The organism is Massilia sp. Soil_C_3 (assembly GCF_057657035.1).
Map to the genome: position 1 here is coordinate 268,816 of NZ_JBDGJG010000007.1, position 20,737 is coordinate 289,552.

At 63.5% G+C, this 20,737-nt stretch carries 20 protein-coding genes; 7 read left to right on the forward strand and 13 right to left on the reverse strand.

What is annotated here, in order from left to right:
• Positions 1 to 68 precede the first annotated feature (68 nt).
• Positions 69 to 3,125, forward strand: a complete 3,057-nt coding sequence (locus AC3A6F_RS16385) for an ATP-binding protein (protein ID WP_487682524.1) — start codon at positions 69 to 71, stop codon at positions 3,123 to 3,125.
• Between the two features lie 186 nt (positions 3,126 to 3,311).
• The gene (locus AC3A6F_RS16390) at positions 3,312 to 4,328 is read left to right on the forward strand and encodes a response regulator (protein WP_487682526.1); all 1,017 of its coding nucleotides are present in this window, start codon (positions 3,312 to 3,314) and stop codon (positions 4,326 to 4,328) included.
• Between the two features lie 261 nt (positions 4,329 to 4,589).
• Here the strand turns inward: AC3A6F_RS16390 and AC3A6F_RS16395 are convergent, their stop codons facing one another.
• Positions 4,590 to 5,009: a hypothetical protein gene (locus AC3A6F_RS16395; protein ID WP_487682528.1), complete on the reverse strand. Its 420-nt coding sequence runs from the start codon at positions 5,007 to 5,009 to the stop codon at positions 4,590 to 4,592.
• Between the two features lie 225 nt (positions 5,010 to 5,234).
• Between AC3A6F_RS16395 and AC3A6F_RS16400 the strand changes: the two genes are divergently transcribed.
• On the forward strand, positions 5,235 to 6,899 hold the full coding sequence (locus AC3A6F_RS16400; RefSeq protein WP_487682530.1) for a response regulator: 1,665 nt from the start codon (positions 5,235 to 5,237) through the stop codon (positions 6,897 to 6,899).
• 31 nt (positions 6,900 to 6,930) lie between these two features.
• Here AC3A6F_RS16400 and AC3A6F_RS16405 read toward each other — a convergent pair whose 3' ends face one another.
• Complete coding sequence (locus tag AC3A6F_RS16405; protein ID WP_487682532.1) at positions 6,931 to 7,395, reverse strand: hemerythrin domain-containing protein; 465 nt, start codon at positions 7,393 to 7,395, stop codon at positions 6,931 to 6,933.
• A gap of 191 nt (positions 7,396 to 7,586) precedes the next feature.
• Between AC3A6F_RS16405 and AC3A6F_RS16410 the strand changes: the two genes are divergently transcribed.
• Entirely contained in the window at positions 7,587 to 8,309 is a 723-nt protein-coding gene (locus AC3A6F_RS16410; RefSeq protein ID WP_487682534.1) for a sensor histidine kinase, read from the forward strand.
• Between the two features lie 242 nt (positions 8,310 to 8,551).
• Here AC3A6F_RS16410 and AC3A6F_RS16415 read toward each other — a convergent pair whose 3' ends face one another.
• The 3 genes from AC3A6F_RS16415 to AC3A6F_RS16425 all read right to left on the reverse strand — a co-directional run bounded on the left by AC3A6F_RS16415 (position 8,552) and on the right by AC3A6F_RS16425 (position 12,011).
• Positions 8,552 to 9,853, reverse strand: a complete 1,302-nt coding sequence (locus tag AC3A6F_RS16415) for an NAD(P)/FAD-dependent oxidoreductase (protein WP_487682536.1) — start codon at positions 9,851 to 9,853, stop codon at positions 8,552 to 8,554.
• Positions 9,854 to 9,958: 105 nt separating this feature from the next.
• The gene (locus AC3A6F_RS16420; protein WP_487682538.1) at positions 9,959 to 10,741 is read right to left on the reverse strand and encodes a LytR/AlgR family response regulator transcription factor; all 783 of its coding nucleotides are present in this window, start codon (positions 10,739 to 10,741) and stop codon (positions 9,959 to 9,961) included.
• The gene (locus AC3A6F_RS16425) at positions 10,731 to 12,011 is read right to left on the reverse strand and encodes a sensor histidine kinase (protein WP_487682540.1); all 1,281 of its coding nucleotides are present in this window, start codon (positions 12,009 to 12,011) and stop codon (positions 10,731 to 10,733) included. Before AC3A6F_RS16425 ends, AC3A6F_RS16420 begins: the two co-directional genes overlap by 11 nt.
• 234 nt (positions 12,012 to 12,245) lie before the next feature.
• On the opposite strand from AC3A6F_RS16425, the gene AC3A6F_RS16430 reads away from it, so the two are divergent.
• From AC3A6F_RS16430 to AC3A6F_RS16440, 3 genes are all read left to right on the forward strand, one after another.
• Positions 12,246 to 12,923 carry a hypothetical protein gene (locus AC3A6F_RS16430; RefSeq protein WP_487682542.1) on the forward strand — a complete coding sequence of 226 codons (678 nt, stop codon included), beginning with the start codon at positions 12,246 to 12,248 and terminating at the stop codon, positions 12,921 to 12,923.
• Between the two features lie 101 nt (positions 12,924 to 13,024).
• Positions 13,025 to 13,333: a hypothetical protein gene (locus AC3A6F_RS16435; RefSeq protein WP_487682544.1), complete on the forward strand. Its 309-nt coding sequence runs from the start codon at positions 13,025 to 13,027 to the stop codon at positions 13,331 to 13,333.
• 99 nt (positions 13,334 to 13,432) lie between these two features.
• On the forward strand, positions 13,433 to 13,861 hold the full coding sequence (locus AC3A6F_RS16440) for a hypothetical protein (protein WP_487682545.1): 429 nt from the start codon (positions 13,433 to 13,435) through the stop codon (positions 13,859 to 13,861).
• 9 nt (positions 13,862 to 13,870) lie between these two features.
• On the opposite strand, the gene AC3A6F_RS16445 is transcribed toward AC3A6F_RS16440, so the two are convergent.
• The 8 genes from AC3A6F_RS16445 to AC3A6F_RS16480 form a co-directional block, all read right to left on the reverse strand.
• Positions 13,871 to 14,383, reverse strand: coding sequence for a hypothetical protein (locus tag AC3A6F_RS16445; RefSeq protein ID WP_487682547.1), 513 nt, complete (start codon positions 14,381 to 14,383; stop codon positions 13,871 to 13,873).
• A complete protein-coding gene (locus AC3A6F_RS16450; protein WP_487682549.1) occupies positions 14,380 to 14,871 on the reverse strand; it encodes a hypothetical protein in 492 nt (163 codons plus the stop codon). The genes AC3A6F_RS16445 and AC3A6F_RS16450 overlap by 4 nt, the downstream gene beginning before the upstream one ends.
• A 122-nt stretch (positions 14,872 to 14,993) precedes the next feature.
• Complete coding sequence (locus tag AC3A6F_RS16455; protein WP_487682551.1) at positions 14,994 to 15,200, reverse strand: hypothetical protein; 207 nt, start codon at positions 15,198 to 15,200, stop codon at positions 14,994 to 14,996.
• Positions 15,201 to 15,212: 12 nt separating this feature from the next.
• Positions 15,213 to 15,812 (reverse strand): DUF1444 domain-containing protein, encoded by a 600-nt coding sequence (locus tag AC3A6F_RS16460; RefSeq protein WP_487682553.1) that lies wholly within the window; start codon positions 15,810 to 15,812, stop codon positions 15,213 to 15,215.
• A gap of 18 nt (positions 15,813 to 15,830) precedes the next feature.
• The gene (locus tag AC3A6F_RS16465) at positions 15,831 to 17,153 is read right to left on the reverse strand and encodes a DUF6630 family protein (RefSeq protein ID WP_487682555.1); all 1,323 of its coding nucleotides are present in this window, start codon (positions 17,151 to 17,153) and stop codon (positions 15,831 to 15,833) included.
• Between the two features lie 43 nt (positions 17,154 to 17,196).
• Complete coding sequence (locus AC3A6F_RS16470) at positions 17,197 to 18,507, reverse strand: DUF6630 family protein (protein WP_487682557.1); 1,311 nt, start codon at positions 18,505 to 18,507, stop codon at positions 17,197 to 17,199.
• 239 nt (positions 18,508 to 18,746) lie between these two features.
• Positions 18,747 to 19,313, reverse strand: a complete 567-nt coding sequence (locus tag AC3A6F_RS16475) for a hypothetical protein (RefSeq protein WP_487682559.1) — start codon at positions 19,311 to 19,313, stop codon at positions 18,747 to 18,749.
• Between the two features lie 236 nt (positions 19,314 to 19,549).
• Entirely contained in the window at positions 19,550 to 20,734 is a 1,185-nt protein-coding gene (locus AC3A6F_RS16480) for a hypothetical protein (RefSeq protein WP_487682561.1), read from the reverse strand.
• Between the last annotated feature and the right edge of the window lie 3 nt (positions 20,735 to 20,737).

Sequence of the window (20,737 nt, forward strand, 5' to 3'; positions counted from 1 at the left end):
TCAGACCGGCTTGTCTGGTCTACAATGAAACACATCCTGCCCGGTCTCGGGCGTTCCGCAACCCCGGCATGAACAATCCCTCCGACCATTCCAGCAGCACCCCGTGCCACGTGTCCAAGCAAGACCTGGCCGCCGCCCGGCAAGAGCTGCAGCGCGCCACCGAACGCATGGAAAACATGCTCGAAAGCCTTACCGACGGCTTTTGCGCGGTCGATCGTGACTGGAACATCACCTATATCAACGGCCGCGCGCTGCAGATGGTGGCGCCGCTCAACAAGAGCCGCGACAGCCTGGTCGGGCGCCGGCTGTGGGATGAATTCGAAGACCTGCACGGCACCTCGGTCGCCGCCGACTGCCGGCGCGCGATGGAGGAGCGGATCACCGTCAACAAGGAATTCTTCTACCGCCGCCTGCAGTGCTGGCTCGACATGCGGGTCTATCCTTCGCCCGACGGCCTGACCCTGTACTTCCAGGACATCACCGCGCGCAAGCTCGACCAGCAAGCCCTGATCGACAACAATAACCGGCTGCAGCTCGCCATCGCGGCCGGCCGCCTGGGCGACTGGCGCTGGGACGCGGCCAGCGACCGCGTCACCTTCGGTGCGCGCGCGGCCGAGATCCTCGGCCTGCCCGAAGGCGTGGCGCTCGAATGGCCGCTGCTGCGCGCCCGCCTGGCCCAGGAAGACCGGCCGCGGGTGCGGCGCGCCGTGCTCGAAGCCTTCTCCCAGGGCAAGGACCTCGACCTCGAATGCCGCCTGCTGCCGCGCGACGGCCATGCCGGCGGCGCGCCAAGCGGCCAGCCAGCCGCGCGCTGCGTGGCCCTGGTCGGCCGCCCCGACCATGCCAGCCCGGCCCAGGGCGGCGGCGTGCTGGGCATGACCGGCATGGCCCAGGACATCAGCGCGCGGCGCGAAGCCGACGACCACCTGCGCCAGAGCGAGGAAGAACTGCGCGCGCTGGCCAACACCATCCCGCAGCTGGCCTGGATGGCCGACCCGACCGGCGCCATCGTCTGGTTCAACCAGCGCTGGTACGAATACACCGGCATCACCCAGAGCGAATCGACCGGCTGGGGCTGGAAAGCGGTGTACGACCCGGCGGTGCTGCCGGCCGTGCTCGAGCACTGGGACGAATCGGTGCGCACCGGCTCGCCGTTCGAGATGGAATTCCCGATCCGCGGCGCCGACGGCAACTTCCGCTGGTTCCTCACCCGGGTCGAGGCGGTGCACGACCGCGACGGCCGCGTGGTGCGCTGGTTCGGCACCAATACCGACGTCGACCAGGTCAAACGCGCCGAGCAGGCGCTGCGCGAAGAATCGCACGTGCTCGAACTGCTCAACAGCACCGGCAGCATCCTCGCATCGACCCGCGACCTGCGCTCGCTGATGCAGGCCGCCACCGACGCCGCCGCCGGCGTCTGCGGCGCCCGCTTCGGCGCCTTCTTCCACTATGGCGAGCAAGGCGCGGGCACGCTGTTCTCGCTGTACACGCTGTCGGGCGCCACCTCGGCCGAGTTCCAGGATTTCGCCGCGCCCGGCGCCAGCGCCCTGTTCGGCCCCGGCTTGCGCGCCGACGGCCTGGTGCGCATCGGCGACCTCGGCCACGATCCGCAACACGCCGCCAAGGCGCCGCAATTCGGCCTGCCTGCCGGCCATCCGCGGGTGCGCAGCTACCTGTCGGTGCCGGTCACGGCGCGCTCGGGCGAGCTGCTCGGCACGATGTTCTTCGGCCATCCCGAGCCCGGCGTGTTCACCGAACGCAGCGAGCGCATCGTCAGCGGCATCGCGGCCCAGGCCGCGATCGCGGTCGACAATATCCGCCTGGTGGAAGCGGCCAGCCGCGCCGCTGAGGAGCGCAAGGTGCTGCTCGAGAACGAGCGCGAGGCGCGCGCCGAGGCCGAGCGCACCAGCCAGATGAAGGACGAATTCCTGGCCACCCTGTCGCACGAGCTGAGGACGCCCTTGTCGGCGATCCTGGGCTGGTCGCAGGTGCTGCGCCGCGGCAGCCGCGACGGCGCCGACCTGCAGCGCGGCCTGTCTACCATCGAGCGCAATGCGCGCGCCCAGGCCCAGCTGATCGAAGACCTGCTCGACATGAGCCGCATCACCTCGGGCAAGGTGCTGCTCGACATGCAGACCGTGGCGCCGGCCAGCTTCATCGACGCCGCCATCGAGACCGTGCGCCCGGCGGCCGACGCCAAGGGCATCCGCATCGAGCGCCATTACGGTGCGGACGTGCCCCCAGTGGCGGGCGACCCGGGCCGCTTGCAGCAGGTGATCTGGAACCTGCTGTCGAATGCGATCAAGTTCACCCCGCGCGACGGGCTGGTGACGATCGAGGTCGGCAAGCGGGAGGAACAGGTCGCGATCACGATCCGCGACAACGGCGCCGGCATCGGTCCCGAATTCATCACCCATGTGTTCGAGCGCTTCCGCCAGGCCGACGCCTCGATGACGCGCACCCACGGCGGCCTGGGCCTGGGCCTGTCGATCGTCAAGCACCTGGTCGAGCAGCATGGCGGCACGGTGCGCGCCGAGAGCGCCGGGGTCGGCCAGGGCGCCAGCTTCACCATCGAGCTGCCGGTGGCCAAGACGCCGCCGCGCTCCATCGACTCGGCCCGCGCCCGGATGATCCGCGAGTCGCCGGCGCAGTCCGCCGACGCCGGCCTTGCCGCCCAGGCGGCCGAGGGCGCGATTCGCGATCTGCGCGGCACCTCGGTGCTGGTGGTCGACGACGACCGCGATGCGCGCGAGCTGATCGCCCGCATCCTGGCCGATTGCCAGGCCAGCGTGCGCCTGGCCGCGAGTGCGCGCGAGGCCTTCGAGATGCTGCAGGCCGCGCCGCCCGACCTCCTGATCAGCGACCTCGGCATGCCCGAGGTCGACGGCCTGGAACTGCTGTCCTGGGTGCGGGCGCTGCCGCGCGAGGCGGGCGGACAGGTCGCCGCCATCGCCCTGACCGCCTTCGCCCGTTCCGAAGACCGGCTCAAGGCGCTGGAAGCGGGCTTTTCGGCCCATGTCTCGAAGCCGGTCGAACAGACCGAGCTGATGGCCGCGATCGGCATGGTGACCCTGCCCGCCACGTCGCCGCTGGTGAACGGAGGAACCCGCACGGCGGGCCGTTGACAGGCGGCCAATGAGGTATAGCCAATGAAATGTAGCCGTTGTCGGCCGGTCGTTCATGTTCCTACCCGCTCACGCGGCGCTGTCCTACAAGAAATTTTGAGCTGTTTGCTAGACTAAGTAGTGATGGGTTCAAGCCCGATTCCACCCAGAAGGGAATCCGCTCCATACGAATAGACGAGAAAAAGCATGCCGAGCAGACAAGACATTTTGAACGCGAAAATCCTGGTAGTGGACGATTCGCCCGACAATATCGAATTGATGGAAGAGATATTGCGTGAGGAAGGCTACACCTGTGTCAGCTCGACCATGCTGCCAGAACAGGTCTGCCCGCTCCACCGCGAGCACAACTACGACCTGATCCTGCTCGACCTGCAGATGCCGGGTCTGAACGGCTTCCAGGTGATGAAGGGGCTCAAGGAGATCGAGCAAGGCGGCTACCTGCCGGTGCTGGCCCTGACCGCCCAGCCGAGCTTCAAGATCGCCGCGCTCGAAGCCGGCGCCCGCGACTTCATCAGCAAGCCCTTCGACCTGCTCGAAGTGCACAAGCGCATCCACAATATGCTCGAGGTGCGGCTGCTGTACAAGGAACTGGCCCAGTATTCCAAGGCGCAGCAGGAGCTGGCCCTGCACGACGCCCTCACCGGCCTGCCCAACCGGCGCCTGCTGGAAGACCGCATCGAAACCGCCCTGCAGCACGCCAACCGCAGCCATGCCAAGGCAGCCGTCATGTACCTCGACCTGGATGGCTTCAAGGCGATCAACGACACCTACGGCCATGCCTACGGCGACGACATCCTCAAAATGGTCTCCCAGCGCCTGCTGTCGAGCTCGCGCAAGGAAGATACCGTGGCGCGCCTCGGCGGCGACGAATTCATGGTCGTGCTGGGCGATATCCATAGCCTGGCCGACGCCCAGGGACCGGCCTCGAAACTGGTCGAGGCGCTGTCCGAGCCCTTCTTCATCAACGACCTCACCTTGCGGCTGTCGACCTCGATCGGCATCAGCATCTATCCGGACGACGCCGAATCGGTCGATGCGCTGATCAATATCGCCGACTACGCGCTGTACGAAGCCAAGCGCGCCGGCAAGAACCGTTTCTGTTCGCCGGCGGCGAACCGCCAGGCGGCGGCCAAGACCTCGGCCGCGCCGAGCCAGGCGACTTCTACTGCAGCACCGGTGGAGCTGGCAGCGCAGCATCGCTGAGCGGTGCTTTTTCCTCACTTTACGTGCACACTTAGGTTCCCGCCTTCGCGGGAACCACGTTAAATCCGGGGCTGGATAGGTCGACCTATCCGACTTCGGCCACGTACAACAGCACGTCGTTCCCGCGCAGGCGGGAACCCAAGCTCCTCATCCAGCACCACTCCAGCCCCCGCCATCCTGCAGCCCAACAAACCTGCAAAACAAACAGGCCACGCAACTTTTGCCGCGTGGCCCGCCCGCTAATGCCAATTAACGAAAATCTCAGCGTTTCTCGTCCACCGGGCACTCGCGAATCTTGCTCTTTTCTTCGATCGACTGCGCATGCTGGTGGTCATGGCCCGCGTCGACCATGTCCGGCGCCACCTCGATGCGGGTGATGCCGGCATCGACCGAGATCGGATCGCTGGCCGGGAAGGTCATTTCGACCGCGTCGTCGAGCAGCGTTTCCTCGGCCTTTTCCTTGTTGGACAGGCCTTCGCAGCCAGACAGCGCCTTGATGGCGATGGCGTACCGGATGACCTCCAAGTTCGCCAGGTCGCCAATCGTCTTCACGCCCAGCGTGTCGGCCAGTGCAGCGGCCTGTTGCTCGCCGATGCCGCGCAGCGCCGATAACGGCGCATCGCTCAGCTCGCGGAAAGTTTTACCGTGGAATTGTTCATTTACAATGGTGTCGATATTCATGTTATGTCCTTTCTTGTAGGCGTCCCGTCCGCCAGCGAACCGGTTCGATTCCACTATGGCATAGCACTGTGCCGACGTATGTGCGGCACCGAACATCGCTACAGGCCGCACGATTGATTTATTTGCCAAGTGGCACTTATGTCACATGCTATGATGGCGCGTTTTGCATGGTATTTACTCGAACATAACTATAAGTTTAGAATCCTTAGTCGGGCGAGCACAGCAATGTTGACGGAATCCCTCGTGGCGAACAGCGATAAACCCAAGATCCTGGTGGTCAATGACGACCCCGCCAGCCTGCTCGCGCTCACCAGCCTGCTCGACGGTCGTGCCGATGAGGGCAATTACACCGTGCTGTCGGCCCGCTCCGGCCAGGAAGCCTTGCGCCAGGTGCTGCTGCACGATTTCGCCGTGATCCTGCTCGATGTGAACATGCCAGGCATGGACGGCTTCGAGACTGCCGAGGCGATCCACCAGCGCACCCGCTCGGCCGACATCCCGATCATCTTCGTCACCGCCTTCCTGGCCGACGAGATCGATCGCCTCAAGGCTTACCAGCGCGGCGCCGCCGACTTCCTGTTCACCCCGGTCATTCCGCAGATCCTGCATGCCAAGGTGTCGGTATTCGTCACCCTGGCCATGAAGAACGAGGAACTCAAGCGCCAGGCCGAGAAGCTGTCCCAGCACGCTTCGGAGCTGACCGCCACCAACCGGCGCCTGGTGCGCGAGATGGAAGAGCGGCGCGCCGCCGAGAGAAAAAGCCACGCCAAGGACGAGTTCCTGGCCATGCTCGGACACGAGCTGCGCAATCCGCTGTCGGCGATCACCAGCGCCTCGAGCCTGATTGGCCTGGCCGGCGCCGCGCCCGATACGGTGGCCCGCGCCCGCGCCATCATCCAGCGCCAGAGCCAGCACCTGTCGCGCATCGTCGACGACCTGCTCGACCTGTCGCGCGCGATGTCGGGCAAGATCCTGCTGGCGCGCCAGGCCACCGACCTGTCCAGGCTGGTGGCCGGCTGCCTGGAGACCTTCCGCGCCACCGGCCGCACGGACGGCTACCGCATCGCGGTCGAGCTGGCCCCGGGCTGGGTCGACGGCGACCCGACCCGCCTGGAACAGATCGTCTCGAACCTGCTGGACAATGCGCTGAAATACACGCCAAGCGGCGGCGCCATCGACATCGCCCTGGCGCGCACCGGCGACGACGTCGTACTCACCGTGCACGACTCGGGCGTGGGCATCCCGCCCGAACTACTGCCACAGGTGTTCGACGTGTTCGTGCAGGGCGCGATCTCGATCGACCGCTCGCAGGGCGGCCTGGGGATCGGCCTGTCGCTGGTGCGGCGCCTGGTCGAGCTGCACGGCGGCAGCGTGGCCGCCGACAGCCCCGGCGCCGGACTCGGCTCCAGTTTCACGATCCGTCTTCCATGCGCCGAGCTGGCGCAATCGACCGGCGCAGGCGAACCATGCGCGCCGGCGCTGGCGCCGCCTGCCGATACCGGCAAGCCGTCAGTGCTGCTGATCGAAGACAATGAAGACGGGCGCGAGATGATGGCGACCATGCTGGCCGCCTATGGCTACCCGGTGTACCAGGCCGCCGACGGCCTGCAGGGTGTGGGCCAGGCGCATGCCTGCCGGCCGGACGCCGCGCTGGTCGACATCGGCCTGCCGGGCATCGACGGCTATGAGGTGGCGCGGCGCCTGCGCGCCGACCCGGCCACGCGCACGATCCGCCTGATCGCCGTGACCGGCTACGGCCTGCCGGACGACCAGCGTCGCGTGATGGAAGCCGGCTTCGACCAGCACCTGGTCAAGCCGGTGCAGATCGAGCGCCTGCTGGAAGCGCTGGCGGCCGCGGCTCCGGCCCCGGCCGGCACTGCAGCCGCCTGAAGCCGCTGCAGTTACAGCAGCGGCTGCGCGATTACGCCGTGGCGAGCAGCTCGTCGCGGCGCGCCGCCATCTCGGCGCCCAGGGCGTCCAGGTCGAGCTTGAGCTTGCGCACTTTCGGGAACATCTCCTCTTCTTCCTCTTCGACGTGGTGCTCGATGTACTCGCCCAACACCGTGACCTTGGCGTCGTACAGGTCGTCGCCCGGCTCCATTTCCTGGATCTGCGAGATCAGGTCCTTGGCCGAAGCGTGTTCGACCACGGCTTCGTCGAGCATGTCTTCCATCTCCTTCGACACCGAGCGCAGCGCCGGATAGAAGATTTCTTCTTCGATCTGCGTGTGCATGATCAATTGCTCGCAGATCTCGTCCGCCAGCTTCTTCTTGCTGGTGGTGGCGCGCTCGCCCAGTTCGTCGAATTGCTTGAACAGCGCCTTGACTTCGTCGTGCTGGCTGGTCAGGAGCTCAATGGCGTCCTGTTGCTTGTCTTTTTTCGTCATGGTAATACCCCCGGATCTATTTGATAGTGGTAGCTCGCTGGCCACATAAGCAGCATGCGCCGTTAACACCACGCAGACTGTACGGGAGCGCACGCTGTGCATGTACAACGTCTGCTGACTGGCAACGCAGGACGCGCGCCGCCGGATTGCCAACTGTTGTATGATTTGGGAAACATTTAACAGAGCCTACGATGACCGAACCGGCCCCATCGCCCCCCGACCTGGAGCTCGAACGCCAGGTCGCGGCGCGCACCGCAGAACTCACCGAGATGCTGGCCTGGCTGGCCAACTGCTGGGACCAGGAGCGTCGCCAGCTGGCGCGCCAGCTGCACGACAGCCTGGGCTCGTCGATGACGGCACTGACCATGCACCTGGCCCTGCTGACCCAGAACCTGCCGGCCGACAGCAAGGCGCGCGAACGCGCGGCCCAGATGAAGACCCTGCTGGCCGGCATCATCGAAACCAACCGCACGATGCAGATCGAGCTATGGAACGACAAGCTCGAGTTCCTCGGCCTGCGCGCCGCGTTGGCCGAGCTGGTGCCCGCCTTCGGCGCCGAACGCGGTCTGAACGCCCGCGCCAGCCTGCCCGACGACGACGACGCCTGGTCGCGCGAACACGGCGTGCTGCTGCTGCGCTGCGCCGAGGAAGGCCTGCGCAATGCCGCCGCCCATGCCCAGGCCACGCGGGTGGACGTGATCCTCGACGACGACGGTGAGATGACCATGCTCACCGTGCGCGACGATGGCGTAGGACCGGGCGAAAACGCGCTGGAGACGGCGTCGAAGGGCTGCCACGGCCTGCGCCTGCTGCGCGAGCGCGCGCGCTACCTGGGCGGCAATTTGACGCTGACGCGCAGCGATACTGGCGGCGCGGTGTTACAGATGACTTTGCCGCGCGAGGTGGCGGCCTAGATCTTATCGGGGCCTGCGTCTTGTCGGGGCCAGGTCTTATTGGGGCCTGCGGCGCAAACACGAACCGCTAACGTAAAAACGTCGTTCCCGCGGAGGCGGGAACCCAAGTCGTATATGCCGCCACTTAATTTTTTCTAAGTGGTGCATTGAGAGACTTAGGTTCCCGCCTGCGCGGGAACGACGTGTTGGGGCTGACGAAGGAAGGCGGCCGGCGGCAACGTACGGCCCACCAGCCTACCCCCTCAATGCAGCTTGACCAGCGGCGTGCTGCGCCGGATCAGGAAGCGTGCTACCGCCAGCAGCGCGGTGCGGGTAATGCCCATCACCGCCCGGTGGTGCATCAGGTGCAGGCTGGCGTACATCGTGCGCGCCACCGCGCCCTGCACGAACCAGCTGGCGCCGCGCAGCGAACCCATCAGGCTGCCGACGCTGGTGCTCTGCCCCACCGAGACCAGCGAACCATAGTCGCGGTATTCATACGGCGTGTCTTGCGGCGCCTGGCCCTTGTCCATGCGCAGGAAGGCGGTCACCAGATAATCCGCCTGCTGGTGCGCGGCCTGGGCGCGCGGCGGCACCGGCGTGCCGTTGCCGTCGATGCAGACGGCGCAGTCGCCCAGCGCCCAGATATTCGGCACGCCTTTGACGCGCAGGTTGGCGTCGACGTCGAGCCCGCCGCCGCGCGCGGTCGGCAGTCCCAGGCTGGCCAGAAGTTCGGGCGCGCGGATGCCGGCGGCCCACACGCACAGGTCGGCCGGATACACATTGCCCTTGCCGTCGAGGACCTTGTCGGCCTCGATCGCGGTAACGCGGCAGTCGGCCACCACATTGATGCCGCGCTTGCCGAGCAGGTCATGCGCCGCGTTCGACACCCGTTCGGGCAGCGGCGCCAGGATGCGCGGCGCGCCTTCGAGGATGGTGATGCGCACATCGCGCTTGACGTCCATGCGGGCAAAGCCATAACGCGCGTACGCCCCGGAGGCTTCGCGCAGTTCGGCGGCCAGCTCGACGCCGGTGGCGCCGCCGCCGATGATAACCACGTCCAGGCCGGTTTCCTTGCCTTCTTCGCGCTGCTGTTCGACCGCCAGCATCAGGCGCAGCATGCGCAGGCGGAAGCGCTCGGCGTCCTCGGTCGCGTTCAGCGAAATCGAGTGCTCTTCGGCGCCCGGGACGCCGAAATAATTCGAGGTGCTGCCGATCGCCATCACCAGCGAGCCATAGCCCAGGCGCCGCAAGGGCAGCACTTCTTCATTGTCGCTGGCGGCGCGCACCGCGCCGATCTCGATCGCCTGACCGGCGGCATCGAGTCCCGTCATCGGGCCGAGCACGAAATTGAATCCATTGTCGTGCGCCAGCATGGCGTACGACAGTCCTTCCTGGTGGATGTCCAGGGTGCCGGCCGCAACTTCGTGCAGCGACGGCTTCCAGATATGATAAAGGCGGCTGTCGACCAGCGTCACCTTGGATGGGCCCAGTTTGCGGCCCAGTTTGCAGGCCAGCTCGAGTCCGCCGGCGCCGCCACCCACGATCACGATATCGCTACGCAAGTTGCCTCCCTCACAATGCCCTGCCCGGCAACGGCGCCGGGTCCTCGGACAATGTCGATTTTACTATGGCGGCGTGAATAACGTTGCGCGTGTCAATATTGTTGACTACATATTACGGAAGAGACCCATGAACGACTGACTGACAGTCAGCGTCTCGGGCCGGTTCCTGAGCCGGATCGTGCCGCGCCCGCTCTCGTCGCGCGCCACGCCGGCCACTGCGCGCAGGTTGACGATGGTCGAGCGGTGCACCTGCTTGAACATGGTCGGGTCGAGCACCTCGAGCAGGTCGCGGATGGGTTTGCGCAGCAGCGACTCGCCCTCAGCCGTCATCACCACCGTGTACTTGGAATCGGCCTGAAAATACGCCACATCGTCGACCAGGATCAGGCGCGTCTCGTTGCCGCGGCTGGCCGTCAGCCACACCAGCGGCTGCGTGCGCGGCGCCGGCGGCGCCACCACCTGCAGCCGCGCCAGCAGCTCGGCAAGTTGGGCGGCGTCGACGCCGCCGCGCGCCAGGCGCTCGCGCACCCGCGCCACGGTGGCGTTCAGGCGCTCGCGCGCCACGGGCTTGAGCAGGTAATCAACCGCGCCTCGATCGAAGGCATCGAGCGCGTATTGGTCATAGGCGGTGACGAACACGATCTCGGTACGCAGGCCCGCCGCCAGCATATTCGACGCCACCTCGAGGCCCGACAGCCCCGGCATGCGGATATCGAGGAAGGCGACGTCGGGCCGGTGGGTCTCGATGGCTTCCAGCGCGCTGCCGCCGTCCTCGCACACGGCGACGATATCGAGCCCGGGCCAGGCTTCGAGCAGCAATTTGACCAGTTCGTCGCGCAGCAGCGCTTCGTCTTCGGCGACCACGCATGTGACGGTATCAGGCGGCATGACGACCTCCCGCTCCTTGCAGCGCCAGCGGCACCGTGATGGTCGCCGCCACTCCGCTCGGGAAGTTGGCGACGATGGCGAAGCTGGCGCCATTGCCGTAGGCTAGGCGCAGGCGCTCGCGCACATTGCGCAGGCCAATGCCGGTGCCGGCGCCTTCGCTCGAGAAGCCGCGGCCGTCGTCGGCCACGGTCACGGCCACCGCCTGCGCATGTTCGCCGCCCACCGCCCGCGCCAGGATCCAGACCGTGCCGCCGCCGGGCTTGGGCTCCAGCCCGTGCTTGATCGCGTTCTCGACCAGGGTCTGCAGCATCATCGGCGGGAACACCAGCCGGCGCAGCTCGTCCGGCACGTCGACCTGTAGCGCCAGGCGCGGTCCCATGCGGATGGCCAGGATGTCGAGGTAGGCGCGCGCCCGCTCGAGCTCTTCGCCCAGCGTCGACGGCGCATCCTCGGTGCGCGGCAGCGAGTGGCGCAGGTACTGGATCAGGTTGCCCAGCATGGCGTCGGCGCGCGCCGGGTCGCTGCGGGTGAGCACCTGGGCGCTGGCCAGCGTGTTGTACAAGAAGTGCGGTTCGACCTGGGCATGCAGCAGGTTCAGGCGCGCCACCGTGAGTTCCTTCTCGGTCACGCTCTCGCGCACCTGATTCGCCTCGGCGCGGCGCCGCTCGGCGATGCGGCGCGCGATGGCCCGCACCACGGCCTCGGCGTTCTCGAGGTTGGTGCCGTGGTCGACCAGGAACCAGTCGGTCCAGGCCGGCGCCTCGGGCTCGCAGATCAGGGTGACGCTGCCGGCCACATCGCCGTTGGGCGTCACCGTGGCCAGGATCTGGTTGCGCCGATTCCCGAAGACTTCCAGGCCCCACAATTGAGATGCTTCCTTGCCATAGGGGTCGATGCGCGCGACCTTGGCCCGCACCTGCAGGCTGTCGCGCGCGCTGTCGACGACGGTGGCGCCGGGCAGTTCGCGAATGGCGGCGTCGATCATGTCGAAGGCCTCGCCCGCTTCGAGCGGGATCTCGATCTGGCGCCGCTGGCGGTTCGACAGGGTGCTGGCGTCCAGGTGGCCAATCACCAGGCGCACCCGCCGCATGTGCGAAAACACTTCCAGCAGCACCCAGCCGCACAGGGCGAAGCCGAGCAGCGGGCCGAGGGGGCCGAAATCGAAGTCGACCCGGCCCAGCCAGGTCTCGTTCAGGGTGATGACCAGGGCGAGGTAGACCGCCAGCCAGGCCAGCAGCAGGCGGAACACGTGGAACAGGCTTGCAAACATGATGTGCTTTCGGATGGTGAGAATGGGCCCACCATAGGCTATCCATTCCTTGCAAGACAGCATTATGCGACGGAGTCGGGACTGGGCCGACGAAACCGGGGCCGGGCGGCATGGAGCCGGTACGCGCTCGGACGAAGAGACTGTTGCTTTCTACCTTTCATTACAATTTTCAGACATGCCCTACCCCGCCCCTGCCCGCTACAATCTCGCCTTTCCGATCAAAGGGTTTTACAGATGGTACTGAAACGCATCGTTGTCGTGCTGGCCGCCACGCTGGCCGCCGCTTCCGCCCACGCCGAGATCGGCGCCGCCGTCACCGCCACGCTGGGCACCACCGGCGCCGGCGTGCACCTGGTCGTGCCCATGGAGAGCAATCTCAACGGCCGTTTCGGCATCAATTACCTCAAGCACGACTTCGACAAGCGTACCGGCGGCATCAACTACGACGCCAAGGGCAAGCTGCAGACCTTCGACGTGCTGTTCGACTGGTATGTGATCGCCAACAGCCCGTTCCGGCTGACCGGCGGCATCCTCTACAACGGCAACGAGATCAAGGGCCGCGGCCGTCCGAATGCCAACGGCCAGTACCTGATCAATGGCCGCGGCTATACCGCGGCCGACGTCGGCAACCTGGATGCGAACATCGATTTCCAGAAGGCCGCGCCGTACGTCGGCATCGGCTGGGGCAACGCCCTTACGCCGAACAAGCGCTGGAACTTCAGCGCCGACCTCGGCACCTTCTACCAGGGCAAGGCGCACGTCAACCTGGTCAGCCGCGGCTGCACCAGCTCGCGCGTGACCTGCACCGTGCTGGCGACCGACGTCGCGCACGAAGAAGCGCGCCTGAGCGAAGAACTGTCGGACTACAAATTCTTCCCGGTGCTGCGCGCCAGCGTGTCGTACAGCTTCTGAGCCGCGGACGGCGCGGAATCTCGCGTGCCTATGCAGAGCGGTTTGCAAATGCATTTTCGATGCTGAACAATGCAGCTTGTCTATCACGCCGCCTGGTTCCCATGACCACTTTCAAAGCTGCATTGTTACTGTCCGTCCTGCTCACATCACATGCCTCCCAGGCAGCTCCGGTGGCGGATCTGAAACCACAGGAACTGGCCGCCTACCTGGCTGCGCATGAAACCGTCGTAGTCCAGTTCACTTCACCGGATCCGAAATGCAGGTACTGCCCTGGCGCTGCGCAAGCCTACACGCGCGCGGTCGCGCCGGCCAAGGATCCGAGTGTGAAGTTTGCCCGCGTCCAGTGGCCGGTCTGGCACAAATTTCCCGATTTCGGAAAGATCGAAAAGCCGTTCGGATTGCCCGAGTAGCTGATCTATTCGAAGGGCGAAGTCATCGGCAGCATCGCCGCAAAACCCGGCGACGCACGGGTCTTTCTGGCGAAGGTGCAGCAAGCCCGGGACAATCCGATGAGCACGACGGACCGGCAGCGGGCGTACATGCTCGCGGCCCAGGAGCCGGCGAAGCCGATGTCGGTACAGGAAGACCAGCTTGTGCGTATCATGGCGCGCAAGGATTTCATGACCGAACTTCTGTCGACCTGCGAGGAACGCTATCCGGAAGTGCGCAGCAAGGTGCAGGGGGCGCACCGCAATTGGCTGCAATCGCAGGAAAAGGACCTGGACAGCGCCGCAATCGTCATCCTGGCGCGCAGCAAGCACGAGGACGCAAAGCTGACGACCTCGGTCACGGACAGAGAGCGCCGCAAACTGCAGATCTGGGCGACCGATCACGCGGGTCTCTTGCCCAGGAAAACACCGGAGGCCGGGGAATGCCTGAAAATGGCAGATAGTCTCGGTTCGCTTCCGCCGATTGGCCAGGCCGGCGCGGCGCAGTGATTCGGCCGCTCACCGGTCCTTTTTCGCACGCGCGATTTCGGACTGCAAGGCACGGATATTCTTCTCGTGCTGCAGCGTTGTCTCCTGCAGGCGTTTGAGCTGCTCGGCATCGAGTTTTGCCCGCATCGCAGGGGCTTGCAGAACGCGGATCTTCGACTCGAGCGCCACATTTTCGGCACGCATTTCTTCCTCGAGGATGCCCAATCGATCGCGGTCGCGCTGCTGCTGCTCGCCAGATGCGATCTGGTAGCTGGCAGCCATGGGCAAAGCCGGTTCTGCTCGCTTCGGGATCGCCTGAGCGCCGCCTGCCGGGCTTGACGCATCGCTGCCACTCTCGTTGCCAAGGTTCCCCGCCGGCGCTGGCCTCGCCGCGCGCCGTCCCTGGATCACTTCAACGCCCTGGGCGTTGACGTAGCGCGGCGCATCGACCGCCTGCGCATGCGATACACCTGGCGAGATGCACAACAGCGTCGCACACGACATCGCCATCCGGGTAAGACTGCCTGACATCCTCTTGTTCATTTGACTCGTCCTGCCGGTAGATACTTGACGTTGGTCCAGGCACGACGCAGCACCTCGGTCAGGCTGGGCAGCTTGCCCCTGGTGGTATAGACGTTGAACACGACCGGGAACTTGCCGGGCGCCTGCCCGACGAACACCGAGACATCCATCGCCACGCCGTCGGCCTTGCCAGTGAACCAGCCTTCATAACCCTGGATGTCGCCATACCGGGCTTGTCTGACCGGAATGGCGAGGCTGCGCTCGCGGCTAACGCCGAAGTTCTCGCTGGCGCGCCGGATTGCGGCGCCCGCCATCTGGTGCGTTCCATCCGCGAGCACCTTTTCTTCCGGCCAGCTCACGTAGGTGATGACGGTTGGCGGGTGATAGTTGGGAGGGCTTTCGGCCACGAAGGTGGGGCGGCCGGTCTCGTTCGACAAGCGTGTTTCCCACGGCGGCTGGTTCTCCACCCAGACCTCGAGTCCGAGCTCCTGCACATGAAAGATCTGCATGTGACGCAGCTCCGGCGGCCTGCCATTCGCACTACGAGTCTGGGCACGGGCACCGGAAAATGGCAGCAGCCAGCCCAGCAGAAGTGCATGACTGCCCGCGAGCGCGAGACGGCGGTGCGGCCTCATTGCCCTCCCCCCGATCGCACGATCGCGCCGCCCATGCCCATCAAGGTCAGGACGATGACGGCGAGTATGCTGTACCAGCGCCGGCTGCGGGTGAAGGCAAGCCGCCAGTCGAAACGGCTCGCCAGGAAGCATGCGACCCAGACGAGGACATAGCTCACCAACGCTCGGCCAAGCAGATTTCCAAGTACAAAGCTCAACGACATTCGGACTCCTCGTTATTGACCGTCGAACAGCGCCCAGCTGCCGCCGCGCCGCACCATCACCTGGGTCGACAGCCGGTGCGGATCGTTGTGTTCGTCAAAGAACTGCTGCGCCTGCTGACGCAGGGTCGCTACGGCGTTCGGGTCGGCACTGTCGCACATCAAAATGCGGTCGCGGCGCGGCGCGCTGACCAGGATGTCGCCGCGCACCTGCGCCGCCATGCTGTCCCACAGACCGTCCACCAGCAGCAAGGTCGCTTCCAGGTCTTCCCCGGTCACGGCAACATTGCAACCGTCCTTGGCAAAGAACTTCGGCTGCGGCAAGGCACGCTCGAAGTTAGCGCGTGCGATTCCGGGAAGCTCGAAAGCAGAGACAGCGACGCTCTCGACCAGCTTCGGGGTGGCCATCATGAAACTGTCGGGCAAATCGAAAGCATAGGTGACGATCAGCTCGCCGCACAACGGCGTGTGACTCGGTTGCTGCTCCGGCGGCACACCCGCGGCCTGCAGCGCCCGCAAGAAATTGATGTGCTTGATGCGGGGCTGGAGCTGGTCGGCGCGCAGGGCCGGGAGCGCGGGTTGGGCGGTTGCTTTCTTCTTGAACAGTCCAAACATGGCGAGTCCTTGTGGTGGTTAATCGTTGTAGGCCGCTTCAGGCGTGCGGGTGCGGATTTTCAGCGTGATGCTCAGTTCGATGAGTTCCGCGTGGTAGTCGGCCTTGACGACGACGGCATGCCAGGCGTCGTCGTCATTGTCGAGGTCGACGAGGCGGTAGCCGCGCCCTTCCAGCCAGGACGAGAAAGCAAGCAACCCCGCACTGCAGCGAGCCGGTCCAAAAGGTGGTCCCGCTGGACCATCGAATTCGCCGAGCGCCCGATCTTCGGCCACAGTGGACGCTTGAATCAAGACCGTTTCGTCGTCCTTGATATCACCGTGAACGGCTTGACCGGCTTCGCTCAGCGCTTCCATCAGTTCGTGGATATCATCGAGCTTGCGAGGTTTTCCTGTCACTTCCAGAACCGACTCGGTTGCATCTATGTTTCCGTCGCAGACCAGTTCGATCCAGCGTGCTATGCCTTTGCGTTTGGTTTTCGCGAGGTCAGCCTTTTTCGGTGGCGGCGGAGCAATGATCTGTACTCCGGGCCCGGCAGCTATGGGTCGCCACGCATCGCGAGTATGGCGCACATGCATTCGGTAGTAATCGACCAGATCCCGAGGATAGTAAGGATGGTCATTGAACACGCTGTCGTCAATATCATACGCGCACACCGCCAGCGCAACCTCAAATGCAAAGTCGCAGAACAAGCGATCCTTGCCTGGCGCAGTATCAAGGTCAGGCTTCCATCCCCAAGGACGCATCATGCGGCACCAGTTTTTCATATAGGCTGCAAATGCCTCGCTACGATGGTCCGCATCGGCAGCAAGTGCATGCAAAAACGGATCCATCCAGGCCACCGCGTGCTTGTCCGCCTTATATTTTTTTGCGAGAGCGTGATCCGGAATAAATGCTTGCACCAGCAGATCAATAACATAGCTCCTCTTCTGAAAATCGACAGGCAGGAATTTTCGAAACACTGAAAGATATTCAGATGATTCGACGGATAGCAGGGCGATGCCCACAAAAGCTGCATCTGCTCGATTCATCGCGTCAATCGGCGAATAATTTCTCTGTTCAGCTCTTCCATTGAGCCGTACGAACTCGCTATTCTCGGCCATCAAACTGGCACGATTGCGGATGACGTCCTTGATCGAATCCAACGTATCCCCGGCGCCATATTTACGAACAACCAGCCTCAACGTGGTAGCCACGGCCTGTAACTTGAACCAGGCTTCCTCCTCCAATGATTCTGGCACTAGGGCAGAAATAAATTCCTCTTGCTGAATTATTTCACCAATTTCTTTCCGATAGCGTTTCAAATTACCACTCGGATCACGCATTTCCTTCTGATCAGTCATGGGTCCCATTTAACAGTCCAAACATGGCGAGTCCTCGTGGTGGTCAATCGTTGTAGACGGCTTCGGGCGTGCGGGTGCGGATTTTCAGGGTGTTGCTCAGTTCGATAAGTTCGGCGTAGTAATCGGCCTTGACGACGACGGCGTGCCAGGCGTCGTCGTCGTTGTCGAGGTCGACCAAGCGGTAGCCATGTGGCTGCAACCACTGCGCGAACGCCAGCAAACCGGCGCGGCAGCGGGCCGGTCCGAACGGTGGGCCTGGCGGGCCGTCGAACTCGCCCAAGCCGCGTCGTTCGGCCACCCGCCCGGACAGGATCAGCGTCGTCTCGTCATCCTTGATATCGGCGTGGATAGCCTCGTTCGACTCGGCAAGCGCAGCCATCAATTCACTAATATCGTCAAGTTTGCGCGGCCTGCCAATCGTCTCTAGCACCGCTTCCGTTACATCGATATTGCCGTCGCAGACCAGTTCGACCCAACGTGCTATGGATTTGCGTTTTGACTTGGCCAAGTCAGCTTTCTTCGGCAAAGGAGGCGCGGCTACTGGCACACCGGCTCCAACGCCATGCTCACGCCAGGCATCGCGGGTATGGCGCACCTTGGTTCTGTAATATTCGACCAGATCACGCGGATAATATGGGTGGTCATTGAACGTGCTGTCATCGATATCGTAGGCACACACGACCGCCGCCACTTCGAACGCAAAATCGCAGAACAGGTTGTCTCCACCCCATTCGGGTTTGAGGTCAGGCTTCCATCCCCAAGGTCGCATGATGCGGCACCAGCTTTTCATGTGCAGAGCAAGGGCGTCGGCGCGCTCCCCTGCCGGCTTCGCCAATGCGCGTTGAATCGGGTCCATCCACACAGCTGAGTATTTATCGATCTTGTACTTCCGAGCCATACTAAAACCGGGAATGAACGCCTTGAAAAGAATATCTGTCAGGTAGGCTCGAGATTCAATATCTGGATCGATCAATTTTTGAATCAATCCAATATATGCTTCTGACTCAACGACAAGCAAAGCCAAAAAAGCGAACGCGGTGGAATCACGCCATATACCATAGACCGCGTAGCCCGGCTTTTTGTAATTTTCGGTGAGATTCTGGAGGAGCCTCTGGTCCTGGATCAGGAGATTCGTATGTACCCGCACGGCGCCTTGAATCTCTTCCAGCGCATCGCCTCTACCGTAACGATGTAAAACAATTTTCTTTGAATATTGCGCCTGCTCTCGACAGTAGTAATTAATTTTTCGCTCAAGCGGGACAATTTCGAAATTTTCCTCGCGCCACCCCATAAATCGATTGTATTCTTTGAATAAATAATCATAGCGGTCTGCATTTCCTTGTGAATCGCGCATCTCAAATTCTCCAATATTCATCCTGCAAATACTTCATCCACTTTTTCCTCGCATGCCCGATCTCGCCGGCCCGAGCGCGGATGTTGCGCTTTTGTTCGAGTGTCGTCTCCTGCAGCCGGCCGAGTTGCACGGGATCGGTTTTCCAGCGCAACTCGGCATTAGTCAGAGTACGGCTCTTTGATGCAAGTGCGCTGTAGCGAAGCTGGCTTCAGCCGGCTGCCAGAAGATTCAAAAGCGGCCTACTTGCCAGCAGGCGGGAGATAGCGGATCTTCGTCCATGCCCGACGTTGCTGCTCCGCCAGCACGTCGATCTTTCCCCGAAGCGTGTAGATGGTCAGCGCCACCGGGTACTTGCCAGGCTGTTGGCCCACGAAGACTGTCACGTCCAGGGGCATACCGTCCGCCGCGCCGGCGAAAGTCGCTTCGTAGCCCCTCAGCACGCCGTACTCGGCTTTCAAGACTTGAACCGCCTTCGCCTGAACGGGAGTCCGCCCAAAATTCAGGCTCGAGTGCTTGATTGCACTGGTCGCCATCGCCTGCATCGATTTCTGGTCTACCTTCTCTTTCGGCCAGGACGCGAAGCTCATCACCGTCGGCGGATAATAATCCTGCGGGCTCTGGGCGTAGAAGGTTGGGTGCCCACTTTTCGATGACATCTGCGTTTCCCAAGGCGGCTGGTTCTCGACCCACAACTCCAGCCCTAGTTCGGGCACGTGGTGGATCTGCATTTCTCGCAACGCGCGTCGGCCCGGGTCGGCTGCAGCGTCCAGCGCGAATAGTGCGAACATCAGCTGAGAGACGGCCATGACCGCGCCACTCAATCTCACCGCACACCCCCGCCACTGACGACGGCGGATGCGAAGCCGAGCATCGTCAATAGCACGGCCGCCGCCAAGGCATATGGGTTCAGGCAGCGCGCAAATGCCGGGCGCACTCGCATACACGACGCCACGAAGCAGGCGAACACCAACATATAACTGATCATGGAGCGGCCGACCAGATTTCCGAGCACTAAACTCAGCGACATTGTTTCCCTTTCCAATTAATTCTCGGGGCCGCCGATGAACGGGGTGTGGTGGACGGTCAATCGTGCACGCGGAATCTTTAGCCAGTCATTCAGTAATAGCGTGAGGGTGCGCGCGAGATCGTCGTCTGCGACATGCCATTCGATGGGGTGAGTGGAATTGACATGGTCGAGCGCCGCGATCTGCTGTCGTGCCTGGCCGACAAAGAACAGTCCGCCGATCAGCTTTGCATCATCGCGCATGAAAGGAAGTAGGTTGAAAGGGTATCCCTTCAAAATGTTCTTGAACAGCCTAGCGTATAGCAGCGCTCCGCGCTCGGCATCGTAGCCATCGAATACGGTGAATCCGACCACATAGCCGCGGTCCGCTGACGCGCCCGTTACCTGCTGCAGGTAGGCCCGCTCGTCCACATCGAGTGGCAATCCGGCAAGGACATGCCACTCGTTGAGATGGAAGCGATCGAAGATCGCCTGCATGGCGGCGCCTTGCGCGACCTGGACTCGATTGGCGGGCTCCGGAACCTTATCACCCAGACTGAGCAGGATACGGTCATCTCCAAGTCGCGTGGCAGCATAAGGAAGCTCCTCCGGCAGGCAGGGCACGATGAGCGGATGACGCAGATAGTTGAACCAGCCAACGCGCAGTACCCGCGGTATCTCATGGTCACTAACGGCAGCCCTGTAGAAATCGGCAGGCCAGACCTCCAGCAGGTCCGGGTCCCAGGCTGCGATCGCCGCCTCGACAACCGGGCGCATGGCCTGCCCCACGAGAAAGCTCTGATCACCTGAGGGAAAGGTCATCGACAACTTTGTTGGATAGTTTTCCCCACCTATTACAAACATCAGCTCGACATGGTCGGGACGCGAGTGATAGTCGCCGCCGCTTGCGTCGGCGGCGGCAGAATACATTGAGAACCTGAAACCATCCCTATCCATTGACTCGTCGGTCACGTTGCCGTACGCATCGAGCGAGCTGACCCCGGAGTTCTTCTTCTCCGGTCTTGCAACGGCGCGCAGCGTCCTAGCCAGGTCGCTGAGATCGCGCTGCAGCGGCTCGAACCGTGTCTTGCAGAGCACCTCCCAATACGCCAGTTTGGGATGCACCTCTTTCAGCGCGAGCAGAAGGCAGCGAACGCCCTCTACGGCCTGCCCGAAGTTGAAAGAGCGATTGTAAACATTGAGAAACATTTTAATTGTTTGCATTGA